Source organism: Pantoea sp. BL1 (genome assembly GCF_000963985.1).
Lineage (GTDB): Bacteria > Pseudomonadota > Gammaproteobacteria > Enterobacterales > Enterobacteriaceae > Pantoea > Pantoea rwandensis_B.
Map to the genome: position 1 here is coordinate 1 of NZ_JZRH01000030.1, position 14,794 is coordinate 14,794.

12 protein-coding genes and 1 pseudogene are annotated in these 14,794 nt (G+C 41.5%); 7 read left to right on the forward strand and 6 right to left on the reverse strand.

Translation table 11 applies throughout. The features are described 5' to 3' along the window. Positions 1-182: pseudogene (locus VH86_RS14520) on the reverse strand (hypothetical protein); the annotation flags it as partial. Between the two features lie 331 nt (positions 183-513). On the opposite strand from VH86_RS14520, the gene VH86_RS14525 reads away from it, so the two are divergent. From VH86_RS14525 to VH86_RS25760, 4 genes are all read left to right on the forward strand, one after another. After that, positions 514-720 (forward strand): hypothetical protein, encoded by a 207-nt coding sequence (locus VH86_RS14525; protein WP_045814180.1) that lies wholly within the window; start codon positions 514-516, stop codon positions 718-720. Between the two features lie 1,495 nt (positions 721-2,215). Beyond that, the gene (locus VH86_RS14535; protein WP_045833329.1) at positions 2,216-2,449 is read left to right on the forward strand and encodes a YgdI/YgdR family lipoprotein; all 234 of its coding nucleotides are present in this window, start codon (positions 2,216-2,218) and stop codon (positions 2,447-2,449) included. A gap of 13 nt (positions 2,450-2,462) precedes the next feature. Next, positions 2,463-2,690, forward strand: coding sequence for a YgdI/YgdR family lipoprotein (locus VH86_RS14540; protein WP_038646791.1), 228 nt, complete (start codon positions 2,463-2,465; stop codon positions 2,688-2,690). Positions 2,691-3,187: 497 nt separating this feature from the next. Continuing rightward, the gene (locus tag VH86_RS25760) at positions 3,188-3,412 is read left to right on the forward strand and encodes a hypothetical protein (RefSeq protein ID WP_156150593.1); all 225 of its coding nucleotides are present in this window, start codon (positions 3,188-3,190) and stop codon (positions 3,410-3,412) included. 146 nt (positions 3,413-3,558) lie between these two features. Here VH86_RS25760 and VH86_RS14545 read toward each other — a convergent pair whose 3' ends face one another. Both VH86_RS14545 and VH86_RS14550 read right to left on the reverse strand, forming a co-directional pair. Next, on the reverse strand, positions 3,559-3,828 hold the full coding sequence (locus VH86_RS14545) for a hypothetical protein (protein WP_045833330.1): 270 nt from the start codon (positions 3,826-3,828) through the stop codon (positions 3,559-3,561). A 494-nt stretch (positions 3,829-4,322) separates the two neighbouring features. Then, a complete protein-coding gene (locus VH86_RS14550; protein WP_045833331.1) occupies positions 4,323-6,098 on the reverse strand; it encodes a GGDEF domain-containing phosphodiesterase in 1,776 nt (591 codons plus the stop codon). Positions 6,099-6,431: 333 nt separating this feature from the next. On the opposite strand from VH86_RS14550, the gene VH86_RS14555 reads away from it, so the two are divergent. After that, complete coding sequence (locus VH86_RS14555) at positions 6,432-7,805, forward strand: methyl-accepting chemotaxis protein (protein WP_045833332.1); 1,374 nt, start codon at positions 6,432-6,434, stop codon at positions 7,803-7,805. A gap of 68 nt (positions 7,806-7,873) precedes the next feature. Here VH86_RS14555 and VH86_RS14560 read toward each other — a convergent pair whose 3' ends face one another. After that, positions 7,874-8,095, reverse strand: a complete 222-nt coding sequence (locus VH86_RS14560) for a DUF3606 domain-containing protein (protein WP_369800337.1) — start codon at positions 8,093-8,095, stop codon at positions 7,874-7,876. Positions 8,096-8,375: 280 nt separating this feature from the next. Between VH86_RS14560 and VH86_RS14565 the strand changes: the two genes are divergently transcribed. After that, on the forward strand, positions 8,376-8,603 hold the full coding sequence (locus tag VH86_RS14565) for a hypothetical protein (protein WP_045833436.1): 228 nt from the start codon (positions 8,376-8,378) through the stop codon (positions 8,601-8,603). 58 nt (positions 8,604-8,661) lie between these two features. On the opposite strand, the gene amyA is transcribed toward VH86_RS14565, so the two are convergent. Together amyA and VH86_RS14580 are read right to left on the reverse strand one after the other, a co-directional pair. After that, positions 8,662-10,152 (reverse strand): alpha-amylase, encoded by a 1,491-nt coding sequence (amyA, locus tag VH86_RS14570; protein ID WP_045833333.1) that lies wholly within the window; start codon positions 10,150-10,152, stop codon positions 8,662-8,664. A 2,774-nt stretch (positions 10,153-12,926) separates the two neighbouring features. Continuing rightward, a complete protein-coding gene (locus tag VH86_RS14580) occupies positions 12,927-13,139 on the reverse strand; it encodes a DUF2116 family Zn-ribbon domain-containing protein (RefSeq protein WP_038646805.1) in 213 nt (70 codons plus the stop codon). A gap of 379 nt (positions 13,140-13,518) precedes the next feature. Between VH86_RS14580 and VH86_RS14585 the strand changes: the two genes are divergently transcribed. Further along, positions 13,519-13,752 (forward strand): hypothetical protein, encoded by a 234-nt coding sequence (locus tag VH86_RS14585; RefSeq protein WP_045833335.1) that lies wholly within the window; start codon positions 13,519-13,521, stop codon positions 13,750-13,752. Positions 13,753-14,794 lie beyond the last annotated feature (1,042 nt).

The following is a 14,794-nucleotide window of genomic DNA, read 5'->3' on the forward strand; positions in this document are numbered from 1 at the left end:
AACCAGACCTCGTCGCGGTCGTTGGAAAGAATGAAATAAGCGTCAGACGTTTCCGACGGGTTAAAGCACCCCAGCGCCCGATAGGCCGTTGTGAGGTTGAACCCGCTCAGCATCGGCAGAGGCCGCGGGCCGCATGGCAACTCTTCCACCCTTTGATACAAACCCTGTTCAATCCAGATCATGGCCATCTCCTTCGCGTATTTTCATTCTTCCGTAATAGTACGGCGCCCGTTGCCTCCCGATGCCCCAGAAATGCAACAATCCATGTCGCTTTAGTCTGAGATATGCGTAAAGCGAAGCCCTTCCGTAAAGAGGATTTTACATATTGTGATCATAGCACCCACGGCGAATAAGTTTTCAGCACATCACATTCACCCCGAGTAACTGAGAGTGTGGTTATCGCCCATAGGCACGAAAATCAGAATTCGGTTTTCCGTTTATCTTAAAATTGACCTTCACTTTGCGTGAAGCGGAAAGCCAGTCCATATTTAAACCAGCTAAACTGGAGAATGTATGAACTGGATTGATTATGAATTAGAAAAGCCCGCAGACGGTCAGGTTGTCGCCATATGTACGGATGAGGGGGTGGGTAGCGGAAAATATGAGGCAGCATTTAATAATTTTACTCATATTCTCATGCCTGGCGACGCTACATTCAGGCAGTATCGGGTATCGCATTGGTTTCCTTTACCAGACGATCATGGAATGGGTAAAAAATAGCCAGTTTTTTAAGTGCAAAAAAAATCCCGGGACAATTCCCGGGAAAAGATTCAGTTTCCATTTCACCCAAAGCCGGAACAATCCCGGCCGGATTGAAACTAGTTCATAATACTGGTTTGTCAAAAATTAATTTTTTTCCTGATTAGCTTCTATCTTTAAAGGCCTGCGAGACAACTATGCTCTAAGATATTTGACGCGCATATAGACTGAATGAGAATTATCCTAAGCTACCAGTCCACTAACAGTGCAGTCACTTCGATTATCAAATATGGCTGGAAAAGATGCAGATATCAGACTTACCTTTTTCAATGAGAAGTTCACTATTCAACACTTATCAAAATTGCTGGAACGATGAGATTGGAGGGTTATGCCAGCGTTAAGATGTCACCGATAGTTGTATTAAAACTATTCCAAAAGCGGCTGCATAACTCAAAAAGAGTGATATTTTACACGCTTGTTTGAATGGGTATGGCAGGTGTTAAGTACAAGTAACTGATTAAAAAATCGCCATATAGTATTGAAGGGGTAGAAAGATTCAAAAAAATATTCTAAACATAAAGTTATACATATCGTGTCGGGTGAATACTCGTCAACGTGTTCATGAATATTACTATTCGCACCTGAGTGATTCATAAAAATGAACGTCATCCCTATGTCTTACAGCACCAGTACGGTTTACCGTCGTTTCGAAATGCTCGGGAACATTGAGCATGAAACGTGTCGTATGTGGATACTGTTCGATGAGAAGCTCTATTTTTCGGCAGTCGTATGTTCTGTACCGACTATGCAGGGTAATGTGGCCCGGCATAAAATTTTAGCAACCATGGATTGTACATGTGACCTTACCGGCAGGCTGACACTCGAACGCTATTGGCAGTCTGATAAGCTCACATGCGAGGTAGACCTTTCTGAACCGATCACCAGGGCTCTTTCAGAAAAGAAAGGTCTATGGATGAAGCCAGTGAGCGCAGCCTGAATTACATAACTGAAGACTGGTTGCTCCTCGTTTCTACCAATCTACACTATCAGTCCCTAAACCCTAGCGTAAGTTAATTTTTTGCATTCTAAAATTCTACATCTTCATCCTAAGATCCAAACAATATGAGAATGATCACCCATTAGCACATGAATCAGCATATAAATATGCTCATAATGGAAAAATCAAATTTTCGAACAGGTTAGTGTCACGACTTGGCCTCTAACTCAACTCTGGTAGTCTCTTACTCAACAAATAGCTACGTCCGGCGTATCAGACCTGCTTAAAGCTCATTAAGACGAACCACCGCCAGATGCAAGTTAAAGTACTATCAGAATTTGATGGTACTTTAATGTATTGAATGCAGACTGGATCGTGAAAAAGATAAAAAACGGACACCCTAGTCTGCATATCTCTTTTGCATATCGTGGGGTATGAGCACAATACTGGCGCAGATTGCTGAAAACCATCTATTATTGAACAGTTAGAATAAACTTTTTTCAAAAAGAGGGATAAGTAATGAATAAAAAAAGCATAGGTTTCCTGTTAATTGCTTCAGCTTTCGCAGTTTCAGTTACGGGCTGTTCTTCAAATCAGGCTATTAAGACTACAGACGGTCGTACCATCGTGACAGATGGTAAGCCTCAAATCGACAGTGATACGGGCTTAGTATCTTACAAAGATGCCCAGTCAGGACGAACTGAACAAATCAACCGCGATAAAATCACCAACATGAGTGAATTAGATAATTGATAAGGAACAGTCTATGAAAAAAATCACTTTCTCAATGTTAGCCGCGCTTATCGCGCTGTCGGCTTTAACTGGCTGTACCCGGACAAGTTATGCCATTCATACTAATGATGGTAGAACAATTGTCAGCGATGGTAAGCCTAAAGAGACTGAAGCAGGATTGCTAGGTTACACTGATGCTAACGGCGTTAAGCAACAGATTAATAAGCAGGAAGTCAAAGAAGTATCAGAAATACCACATTAATCAAAAACACCGCCAGAAGTGGCGGTGTTTTTACATTCCAGGTTACAACGTTAAAGCACTTCTTAGGTTATAAAAAAAATTAAGCCTTTCCGACAAAGGATTTAGTTCAAAGCTGAATAAGGTATTAATGTTGCTAAAGATGCTTTACAGCAATGCATAGAGGAGATTTGTAGGAGTTAGCTCAACTGGAATTTGCTAAAATCACTTAAAAAAGATTTGAAGTGAAACTGGCATTGTGATTTTCAGTCCAGATAAGAATTTCTGTGGCCAAATATTAAATTTAATCAATTAAGCATTCAATGTTTCGCTTATTCAGTGGTTAAATAAGAGGTGGTTGTTGTTTGATTGGTATGGAATGAACTTAATAAATCGATCGAAAATATGTGAAGTATGTCAATTATTTAAAATTTAATTAAATATGACCTGATTTCAGTAAGGCCATTCTGGGCATATGATCTATAGTCTATGAAGTATTAATTGAGTTTATTGGAAATGAGATGAATATTCATTATCTTGATGAAAGCGATAAAAATAGTCAAAAGTTAGTGTTGCCCTCTACAGAAATTATGGTTGGTGAACTGGTGCATGAATTGCTACGTGAGCGCCGTTGTGTCAACAGACGTGCCATGATATCGCGACTATTGTTAAGGCTTGAAAATGTCACATGTCCAATGGAAGCAATATATTATGCAGAAATTCTTAATATGTTTGAGCAAAAATAGCTTGTTGTTATTCTCGATAGTTTTTAGTTAGTATGATTTCTGGAGACGTGTTTACGATAATCGGTACTACCTTACTGGTATTTAACTATTAAGGGGAGTGTATGACTATCTTTGAATACTTGATGAAATACATTAATCAATAACTTTTAACTGGACTTACGTTTTCCCTGACAGGTACTTTTAAACGCATTTTCAGCCAGACTAAGGTCATAATCATCCAGTATTTCTCTCCCGCGCGAAGTAAGTTTGTATCGCTCTTTTTCACGCATCCATTCATCGCCCAAAAGAAACTCAACAAGCCCCATATCTGACAACTCTTTTCTCACAGCGGGTTTGACAGAAGAGGGGACTGATCCTCTCTCTTTGATTATTGATAACAATCTAAAGTGTTTCTGAGCAAGTTTCATATCAGCCATCCCTCGCAATAAATCCTTAATAATTTAACCAGTGCTTTGGTTACATGCAATGAAATTTTTCATTGTGTCGCACCTTCAAGCAACAAAGGAGGGTAAAAATAACAGCTATTTGCAAACTCGAATTTTCATGCTGTTAAATAATATTTCAATTTCTTTTTTTCTTTCAGTCGTCAATCATAAGATTCAGTTAAAAAACACGAATTGTGTGATTAAGTTAAAATTATCTTGAGGTTTTTTACGACCAAGAAAAAACCCGCAATAGCGGGTTGAAAGCTGGATTTAAAAGTTGGTTTGATGACCGATTCTTAAAGTTTACTCATCCCCCCGGGGGGTGCTTAATTATCTGTATTAAGCTATAACATTATAGTGCGCTTCGGTGATGAACACGATTAGGATGAATCTCATAATCTCTCAAAATGAACATTAGCAACACAGTTAATGGAGTCATGTGCTGCTAAGTCGGAGCAGGCGTATCGTTAACTGAACTTGTGCTTTCAGTTCCACAAGCGTCTGTGAAGCCATATGTCCAGTTCAGGATCAGATAGCGGCTTAGCAAAAAAATACCCCTGAGCCTGGTCGCAACCAAAATCACTCAGAAGAGTGGCTACTTCAGCGTCCTCTACACCCTCCGCAAGCACCGTATAATCCAGCTCTTTTAACATTTTGATAATACTGCGCGCTATGATGAGCGCTGAGGCATCTTTGAGTACACCCGATATAAGTGAGCGATCAAGTTTTATTACATCCAGCGGCATACGTCGCAGATAACTGATGTTACTGTAACCTGTCCCAAAATCATCCAGAGATATGTTAAACCCTTTTTCATAAAGTCTATGCAAGCCGGATAGTGCCTGTGCATTTTCAATAATCCGCTCAGTTTCAAGGCATTCAATTCCCAGGAGGTTATTAGGTAATCGGGCCTTAAGCATTTTCGATTCCAGTAGCTCTGCAAAATTGCTTTTTGCGAAATCGTTAAGGCTGACGTTTATTGTGACGGGCAATTGAATATTTTGTCGATTGAGTCGCTTAAGGCAGGCTATCGTCGTGTCAATCACCCATTCTGTCATCTCATGCAGTAGATCCGTTTGTTCAGCCATTGGTACAAAAGCAGCGGGTGATAGTTCACCTCTGACAGGATGTGTCCACCGTATCAGCGCCTCAAGGCCGACGGGCTGACCCGATTTGAGGCAAGTTTTAGGCTGATATACAAGGTACAGGCCCTTATCAAAACGTATTGCATCAGAAAGCTCATTCATAAGCGTAAAATCATTCGAATGTTTTATTTCTTCTGACTCTTTATAAATGACTGAAGGTAAGTTTTTATCGATCGCTTCCTCAAGTGCAGCCGAAGCACGGCGAACGACATCATAGGCTTTGGATGAAATTGCCGTAAAATCCGTTTGGCCCGCATGGGAAGTGAGGGTAATTGATATCCCATTACCTAATTCTGCACAGATGCCTTCCATACGCCCGGCAATCCACGAGGCGTCCAGGCGGCTTTCGTCGCGAACCAGAATGGCGAAGCGTCCAGTGGAAATCGCATAAATCATCTCACCGTTTTGAGGACGTAACCGGCGAGGCAATTTTATAGCTATATCCCTGAGAAGTTCTTCAACCGGCATCATTCCAACTGTTTTAGCTAAGTCATAAGCATGTGCCATTTTCAGGCAATCAATAATAATCAGACGACGCTTGAACTTATCTCCCTCTGCAGCGAGCGACTGCATATCGCTGATTAATCGTGAGCGGTTAGGCAAGTGAGTAACAGGGTCATTAAAACCGGTAGCATGCCAGGCTTCCAGAAATGACATTACTAACTCAGCAAGCTGTTTCAGCGTTGCGAGCTGCGTATCGCTGAAGGGATGTGGTTCACGATCAGTAACACAAAAAGTACCTAATACTTGGCCTTCTCGATCTTTAAGCGGAACGCCAGCATAAAAACGAATGTAAGGTTCACCAGTAACAAAGCGGTGGGTTAAGAAACGAGCATCAAGCCATGTATCTGAAACGATGAGTGCACTGTCGCCATCAACAACATGTTGGCATAAAGACTCTTCTCTTTTTGAGTGTTTCAGTGAGAAATTATGCGAGGCCCGTATGTATTGAAATTCCTCATCTAAAACTGAAATGAAGCTCCCAGGAATACCCAGCGCCTGATTGGCTAAATGTACAAATTTCCTCAGGACATTGTCCCTTTCTTCATCAGGGGCGAGAAGGGCTTCAAGCGCACGCTTATGACGTTCATTAATAGCATTTAAATTTTTATTCATAAATCCCCCGTGCCGGGTCAAATAACCGGAACGTAAAAGTGTAAGAAAAATAACCGACCGGAAGGAGAAGCTATAAACTGAGTGAAGACTAAGCATTTTGTTGTCTCTTTCACCATCATAGACGGTCAATCGAGTTCGTCCTGTTTTTTTTAGTTTAATTAAAAGGGTCTATCTGTTTGAGAAAAATATTTCTTGCTGGAATATTTCCTTTTTTTTAAATGCCTGCCAGACTCTAACTGAGAACGCATTTGCGCGCAATCTAATAGCACGCTACGAAAATAATTTTTATGGTTACTATTTTTTTCTAAATTAATCACAACACCAGGTAATTAAATGAAATTTCTTACAAACTTTACTATTCGCCGGGTAGTGCAGTGCATTCTTGTTGCCGCTTTTATTGTTGTTGCTCTTGCTGGGTTATATGGTTCAGAAATCTTAAGAGATCTACATAAACAAACGCAGCGTGAAGGAAAGTTGGTTGCTCAACTTATCTTTCTGACCCGAGCAGGTAATGTGATGAATTCAGGTGACGATTCCTTAAAGAGAACCCTGGCAGGAGAAGTTCCTGCTACACCAGACTGGAATGAATTTCGAACAGCCTTGACAGGTTCTGATATAAATTTTAATTCAGTATCAAAAGAGCGTTTGGAATTCCTTCAGGAGAAACTGGCTGATAAAGAGAATGCATTCAATAATGATCGTCAAAAACTTGAGTTAGCTTTCACCGTTGCCTCATTATTTATCATTGTGTTACTAGTGTTCTGCGACCGTTTTCTGGTCGTGCACCTCGTTGAGCCTCTGACAACCTTAAGGGAACATTTCAGAGGAATTGCTTCCGGCGAACTGACTAATCCATTGCAAGATTTGGGTAGAAATTGTGTAGGACAGCTGGTACCACTAGTGAAAACCATGCAAGACAGTCTTTTGTTAACTGTACTTTCCATCAAGAAAAATACGGACCTGCTGAAGCGTGAGGCTGAAGACATCGAAGCGGGCAATACTGACCTCTCTGGCAGGACTACTCAACAGGCATCTTCCTTAGAGAAGACAGCCCATAGTATTACCCAGTTGAGTGCAAACGTTCAGCAAAATGCATTAAGTGCTGATGAAGCAAGCAGTCTTGCAGAGAAAGCGGCATACATAACCGGAGAAGGCGAAACGCTGGTGAACTCAGTTGGGCTCATGATGAATGGTATTACCGAGGAAGCCGAAAAAATACGGCAGTTTACCGCCACAGTTAACAGTATCGCATTTCAGACAAATATACTGGCGTTAAACGCTGCCGTTGAAGCAGCGCGGGCAGGAGAGCAGGGCAGAGGATTCGCTGTTGTTGCTACAGAAGTTCGTACACTTGCACAGCGCAGCGCAAGTGCAGCCAAAGAAATTGAAGCGTTAATCAATGCAACTCTCTCTCGTGTGAATGAAGGCAAAGAGGTCGCAGATCGTGCCGGGAACACTATGGAAGCGTTGACCCAATGCGTTTTTTCAGTTGATGAACTCATCAGGAAAATATCTTATGCTTCAAATGAACAGAGCAAAGGGATCATTCAGGTGACGCAGGCAGTAACCGATCTCGAAAGGGTCACACAGCAAAATTCCACATTGGTCAGGCATGTTGCCAGCTCAGCCGTAAGGCTCAATAGCAGAACCGAAGACATGGCTAAGACCATCATTCATTTCGCATTACCGGCAACCAATCAAGTGTAAGACACATTAACCTACGCCATGGGATAACTGATTTAATTGCTAATAAAATCTCATTTAATTACAGATAATTAAATCATGGTCTTGGGTGTTATGAGAGGGGGATGATCCCTGAGCCATGCACGTATCTGTTCTGTATTTGAACCTACTTCCCTGATAGCTCTGGTCAGCCTTTCCTGAGTGGTTTGGAGCGTAAGAGTCCAGTAGGTTATTTGCCAGTGCTCGTTAATTATTACCTGCGTCAAATCATGGGGGATGCGACGTTGAATCGGGTCTTTCATGACTAACCTCATATGAAAAAATTTTTCTGATTTAATTGGGGCCAATTGGGGGTCAGATTCTGAATGATTTGATTAAACTAAAAAGCAGAATATTCCCTAATAAATGTCTAAAACTATTTATGGGATGTTTCTGATATAGAGACGGGGATTAAGCGAGGCGGGTGAAAATATAAGCGAAGCGTTAATTTTCCATAACTAGATTTTATGAGCATTAAATATTTGAAAGTGGATTTTTTATAAAGTTTCTTTGACCATTACACACACCAAAGACCAACGCCAGAGATAAGTTATGATGAAAAACAACTTTGTACCGGTAATGTCCGTCCAGCATGATATTCGAAGCTTACGCATTGAAGCGGGTATGACACAGGCTAATGCAGCCGAAAGATTTAATCTGAGTCTGAGAGTGTGGCAAATGAAGGAGTCGCTTTCGAAACCTGCTCAACTCAGTCAGGGAGAATACGAATTTTTACTACTGCTGGCAGGAAAACATCCTGAATATCAGCTTTCCACCAGATAAATTTTGCCGGCAGTATGAATTCTGCCGGCACATCAATTCAGGTCTTAAAAATAGTGAATCAGGGAGCAAATTCTTCAAGCACCCAGACACTTACGCTACCTGCTTTACATCTAAACACGCCTTCTCCCGATTCATTAGTTTTAACAACTTCATCGGAGTTATAAAGATAATCTCGCCAGGCCCGATTAGCTAAGGATTCACTGAGATTAAGCGTTTTCTCCCCATCATCACCATTTGACATTATCACAACGCATCCTGGTTGTTCCGCCGTACCACTCCGGCTGAATGCAATGCAGTTTGGATGATCAAACCAGGACGTCTGAACACCATGCGCGAATTGCTGACGTGCCAGCAGTAGCTTATCGAGTTTATCTATGACTGGCATGTCAACACGATGAGTTTCACCATCATTACCCGTATCTTCATAGTCTGCTCCAAAGAGGTCCGGGTAAAATACTGAGGGAACGCCATTTTCTCTCAATAAGATAAGCGCATACGCCAGTGGTTTAAACCAGGCTTCAACCGGGGCTTCTAGAGACTGAAGGGGCTGAGTATCATGATTCGCAACCAGCGTGACCGCATGAAAAGGATCGGCTTCAACTAATGTGCCTTCAAAAATTCGACTCAGATCATAATCACTACCTTGTTTTGATGCCTCATGAAATTTCATATGAAGAGGTGCATCGAAGAGCATTGTTTTCCCTTCAACCTGCTCAATATACTGTTGTAGTTTATTTAATTCAAAAGACCAGTATTCTGCCACAATGAACAGAGGGGTGTCTGAAACAGCCTGCACATGCTCGATCCATTCTTTATAAAACCAGGCGGGAATATGTTTAACTGCATCAAGTCTGAAACCGTTGCAACCCGTTTGTTCCATAACCCAGCGTGCCCAGTATTTGATTTCTTCAGTTACTGCGTGGTTTCTGAAATCGATGTTTGAGCCCATAAGGTAATCAAAATTACCCATTTCTTCATCAACCTGCTGATTCCAACCTTCTCCCGTATAATCATTAACTATCTTAAATACCCCATCCTCTGAGGGGTTTTCAATGTGATCTACACCATTAAAACACTTAAAATCCCACATAAATTGAGAGTATTTTCCCGCTCTGGCCGGAAAGGTATAGCGTGTCCAGGCTTCGCAGCTAACAACTTCTTCATCAATTTTCGTGCGGTCGTTTTCATCCACTCTGTTTACCTGAACTGCCTCCTTTTCATCAGCCCCCATTTTATGATTAACAACAACATCTAATAAAACGGCAATATCATTATTTTTCAATGAGCTGATAGCTCTGAGTAAATCTTCTTTATTACCATACTTTGTTGAAATACTACCTTTCTGGTCGAATTCTCCCAAATCGAACAGATCATAAGTGTCGTATCCCACAGAAGTTGCGCCCCCTGCGCCTTTATAGGCAGGGGGTAACCAGACCATGTTTATTCCAGATTCATTCAAGTCTGACGCTCGCTCGGTGAGTTCGGGCCAGAGTTTACCACCATCAGGGTAATACCAGTGGAATGCCTGTAACAGAGTTGGATTCTTCATTTGTTTCTCCATGTTTAGACATTTTAATTATGGAGTGAAAAATGATTTTTGCAGCGCGGAAGGTTTTTTATATTTTACTTTTTTTCATTGACAACTCTTAAGAAAGAAAAAATGATTTGTCGTGAGGAAAACGACAGGGCCTTTTCAAGCTGTATAAGCAGATTTCCGTAAGGGAATCTTTTGTCTTTACTTAAATTCCTTTAATGTATCGCTGGATGTAGATCAATAAAAATTATCTTATTGTAATGATTTCTAAATTATTGGGTGATATGCGACATAACGAAAAGATGATGAGGCGTGGTCGAAATCTGAGTGAGGTAAAAGAAGTGGCAATCGATTGACGCGTTATTAACGACTTCTTGCTAAGCCGTTCTAATGAAATTTGGGATGGAAAATTTTCATGTAGCGAATTTAAGATTGAAAGCTGAGCTTGTTTATATTGACTAACACTGTTAATTCAGGGAGACTTCCAAAAATTTTGCATATCCAGATGTTAATTCTGAATGTAATTAAAATAACCACATTGAGTGCAAGATTTGCACTGCCATTAATTAACCCTGGCATTAAGGTTAATTATGGGCGTCCATACAAGTAACGGTAAACACACTAAAGAATGTTATACACGCAAGGGACTGCCTGAAGCCAATCCTATTACGGGTCATGCCTATGAAGAAGACAACCATACCGCAAAGAATAATCCTAATGAACACGCTGAAATTCGACGCACGCGCGACGATAGTGAAGACCATAAGCATGACCCGTACGGGGACAAATGAACCAGAAATTAGAGAAAGTAAGCGTTTTTGATTAACACTAAAAAAAACCTCTATAAGTGGAAATCCATAAACACTTACAGAGGTGATGCAATGCACCATTCGTTACATGCGGCGATAGCCGCGGCCCAAAGTTATACAAGTTGACATCAATTGTACATTTCTTTTTCATTGCTAATGAAATCTCCCTTATATAGCAGCATGATTTCACAAAAATTCTTCGATGAATTGAGTATTAATGATTCAAATTATTTATGATTAAATCAATCTCGTGAGGTTTGAGTGAATGGCCGTTAATGCTGAACTAATTGATTACATTCAAGTAAAGCGTAAAGATAAATAAAGTGCGCATCTAATAGTTTATCCAGAAGCTAAACTTTTAAATTCACGGCTTCGCTTTATTTTTTGATTTTTTCTGCTATTAAATATTCAAATAATTAGCAGTGAGTGGTGAAGTCAATGAGAGAAAACGGATTTGATCTGCAACTTTACGTTGTTGAGATTAGAAAAATAGCCGCGGCACATCAGTCGGGTTTGAGTCTTTTGGAAGCCAAAAGGCAGGTAGATTCTACCGTACAGCATATGCGAATTAACCTGAGAGATGACAAACCTTACCAGGCCCGCCAGTGGAGTACCTTGCTGGATGCTCTTAAAGCTTATAATCGGAACACCGTTGACCCCCGATGGGAAAAGTGATAAACCACGCCAATTTCAGAATTAAGAGCCGACTAAACACAGTCATTTACTATCGAAAAAGACTCAGCGGGCAGCAGTAATGCCAAATGGATTTTTAAAATCATTTCAAATCAGGTTAATCGAATTTAAAAGCCAGATTCAATAGAATTTATTGGGTCCGTCTCAATTAAAAAATGATGTTTTTTTCGGTCATTTTAAATTCATTCGTCCTGATGCTATGGAGTAGGGTTTTTCAAAAGTGTGAAAAAGTATTTTTGATAAAATTCGAACGTCCTTTGATATTGCCACCATCACTTATCAGCAACTCGAAGATGATCATGCAGACACTGAATTTCCAAGTTAGGAACCTACCCGGCCCTGGTGTTTGAAACCTCCTCAGTACGTATTGAAGTGCTTTGATACGTTCTGAAAGTATGATTGAAATCAAATTATTTTTTAAGTGGATAGGCTCAGAATGCCACTCACAGGAAACAAGATATGTTTTGTGCCAAGATTTTAAAAGGCCAGTAGTGCCCAAGAGTATCAAGGTCTTGATTAGCCATGCGCGGAGAAATAAAAAAGCCCGGATGAATTTCCGGGCAGCAGAAGTTTTGCCTTAAATTGATGGCGTCCCGTTGAGGACGGGACCCGTTTAGTATGTAACTGAAAAATTGCTGATCTTAAAATTAAAAAAACACAGATTGCTTATATCTGCAGTCGCTGCGGAGTGTATCAGATAATCTTTTATAACCATTTCAGGCCTGCTGTGACGCATCGAGTCACAGCAGGCCAATACGCTTTTCCTGCATAACAAAAGCATTCATGCGCTTAAGCATTGTAGTCTAAGAGTTTTTATTAACTCTGTGGTTGTCCGACGGGGCCTTTACCTAATGGCCCACCGGGCACCGACTCATTACTTGGGGCATGTGGGCGGCCATCGTTACCCACCGCAGGGCTTTCATGCTGGCATCCCGCCAATGTAACCAAACTCGCTATAATGAACATCCCGCCTAATAAATTTTTCATAATTTCCTGCCCATGGTAAAGCAACGATATGTTGCTAATTAAGCGTAGGGTTTTTATTTAATCTGTCAAAGTTCAGGAGCCAAATTTATTTTTTGATTTGAAATTTGGGTAAGGCCATTTAAACCCGTTCCATACGGGCATAAATTCGCTTTTCAGAATAAGTATCGTTCAATATGATATCATTCCTGTTGGCATTGCTCCATCGCCTTAACGAAAGAGCTTTTTAACCGCATGGCAGATAATTTGAGATAAGCAACGTATATGAGTGTTTGAGTTTCTGGTGAATGCTTATCAAGATATTCAATCACCAGTAATTCTCTGCTTCATCTCGCGCTGATGCTTGTGATAGTCCTCGCCACACTCTGCAGAACAAAAAGCGGTGTTAGCCACAATTGCCTCATAAGTGCACCAGATGCAGTTACCATTTCGGCTTACCAGGCGCGGCTTACGGGCAGACAAAGAGGCCGCTAAATGCGCTTCTTCACGTTCCTGAGCCAGATCCACATCATCCATTAATTAAAATCCTTATCATCAATATGTTGTATTACTAAGCGCTTTTCGGCCTGAATTATCAGATGCCATTCACTGTGCAGACGTTCAGCTTAGTTCAATTGTTGAGAATAAGCGGTTCAACGCTTTAAATAATCTGAATTTGGTGATTTTTCATATAAACTCCCGATATTTAACATTCCTTCCCGGTTACGGATTTACCCACCGCCGAAAGGGGCTATTGAGATCCTTTCCATACCGTATATCCATTATCAAATGCCCTACACGTCTAAATTCCTATAGCATTCAATCAGCTTACAAAGTCTCAAGCGGTACGGCTTGAACAGCATCACCAACTGATCAATGCTGTATGTAAACACAGTGGTAACAGGAGGGTTTCGACATGCCTCGCGACTACGAGATTATGATTGCTTTCAGGCTGGCGGTTAAACGCGATGCCGCTGGCCGTTATACCATCAGGACACTCGATTTTGTCGAAGAACTCAATCGTCTGAACTGGCGCTACTCGCTACGTGCCGCCAACAAATGGATCCAGATGCACACAACGACCTTCAGGGATATTTCCCTTCGGGAGGGGGAGGAGAGGGCTTTCCAGGTGTTCAATCCCAACGGATGAACCGGTTACAGGCTGAAACCCGCCAACATATCGGTGGTATTTTTGTTTACATAAAAAAAAGCATGAACCAGCCTTGAATCCGGTTCATGCAGAGTGCTGACTACTAAATTTTAGTTTTTATTTGCCCGCTCTGATGCGTCGAGTCACCAGGGCGTGGGTCCCTACCGGGTTTACAACAGAAAGATAACCATCAGAACCAGCACGGTGGTGTCAGCCGGTATAATCAGGTATCGCATGTTCAATCTCCTGCGTGTCATAACACGAGAATTTGAATCGATGAAAACCTGCCTACATCCACCACGAACCGCTAAATTGATAATGTCAGCCTGATGGAAACTCCTGAATTTTACTGCCTGCAGAGCGCAGGGGCAGGTATATCAAAAAACCGTTCAGAAACTTTGACAAGCCTATCGTGAGCACGGTGATGGCCACAATATTCAGTATGACAACGGATCCTGGTGAAAAATCTATAAGTCACCTCAGCCAACCAGACGGTACACAGTCAAAATACGAAGCCATGCCGGTAGCATGTCGGTCATCACTGAAATCACCAAGGCTGCGTACTGATGATTCACCTACTGAGCACGCTCCATTTTTGTCCCAGCGTTCCCGCACAGGCATTTTGCTCACTAAGCGTAATGCACATTTCAGAGACTAAAAGCGTAGCCGAAGAACGAAGTCAGGGGTTTTACATGGAGTTGAAATAGACTGTAAGCCTCCATGCCGAAACGCCACTCCTGTGGGCTGCCCGTTATCAACCGCGTGGTGCAGGGGGGAGTAAGCTAAAAAAAGCCCGCACAAGGCGGGCCAAAAAGCAGTGGCTAAGGAATGTCTCTCTCGTATGAAACGCATCCTGTGTGCAGTGCTGCCAGTCAACGACTGGCCCTCATACCATAGTCCATTAATTTGAGGGTGGTAGGATGTGTTAACAAAAGCGATAAAATTCCAGTAATTTCCAATAAAGCATACTGATTAACAATCAAAAAACTTAATTTCAGAGATTTAACCGAAGCGGCCAGCGCTTATTGCTGATTATCTTTTG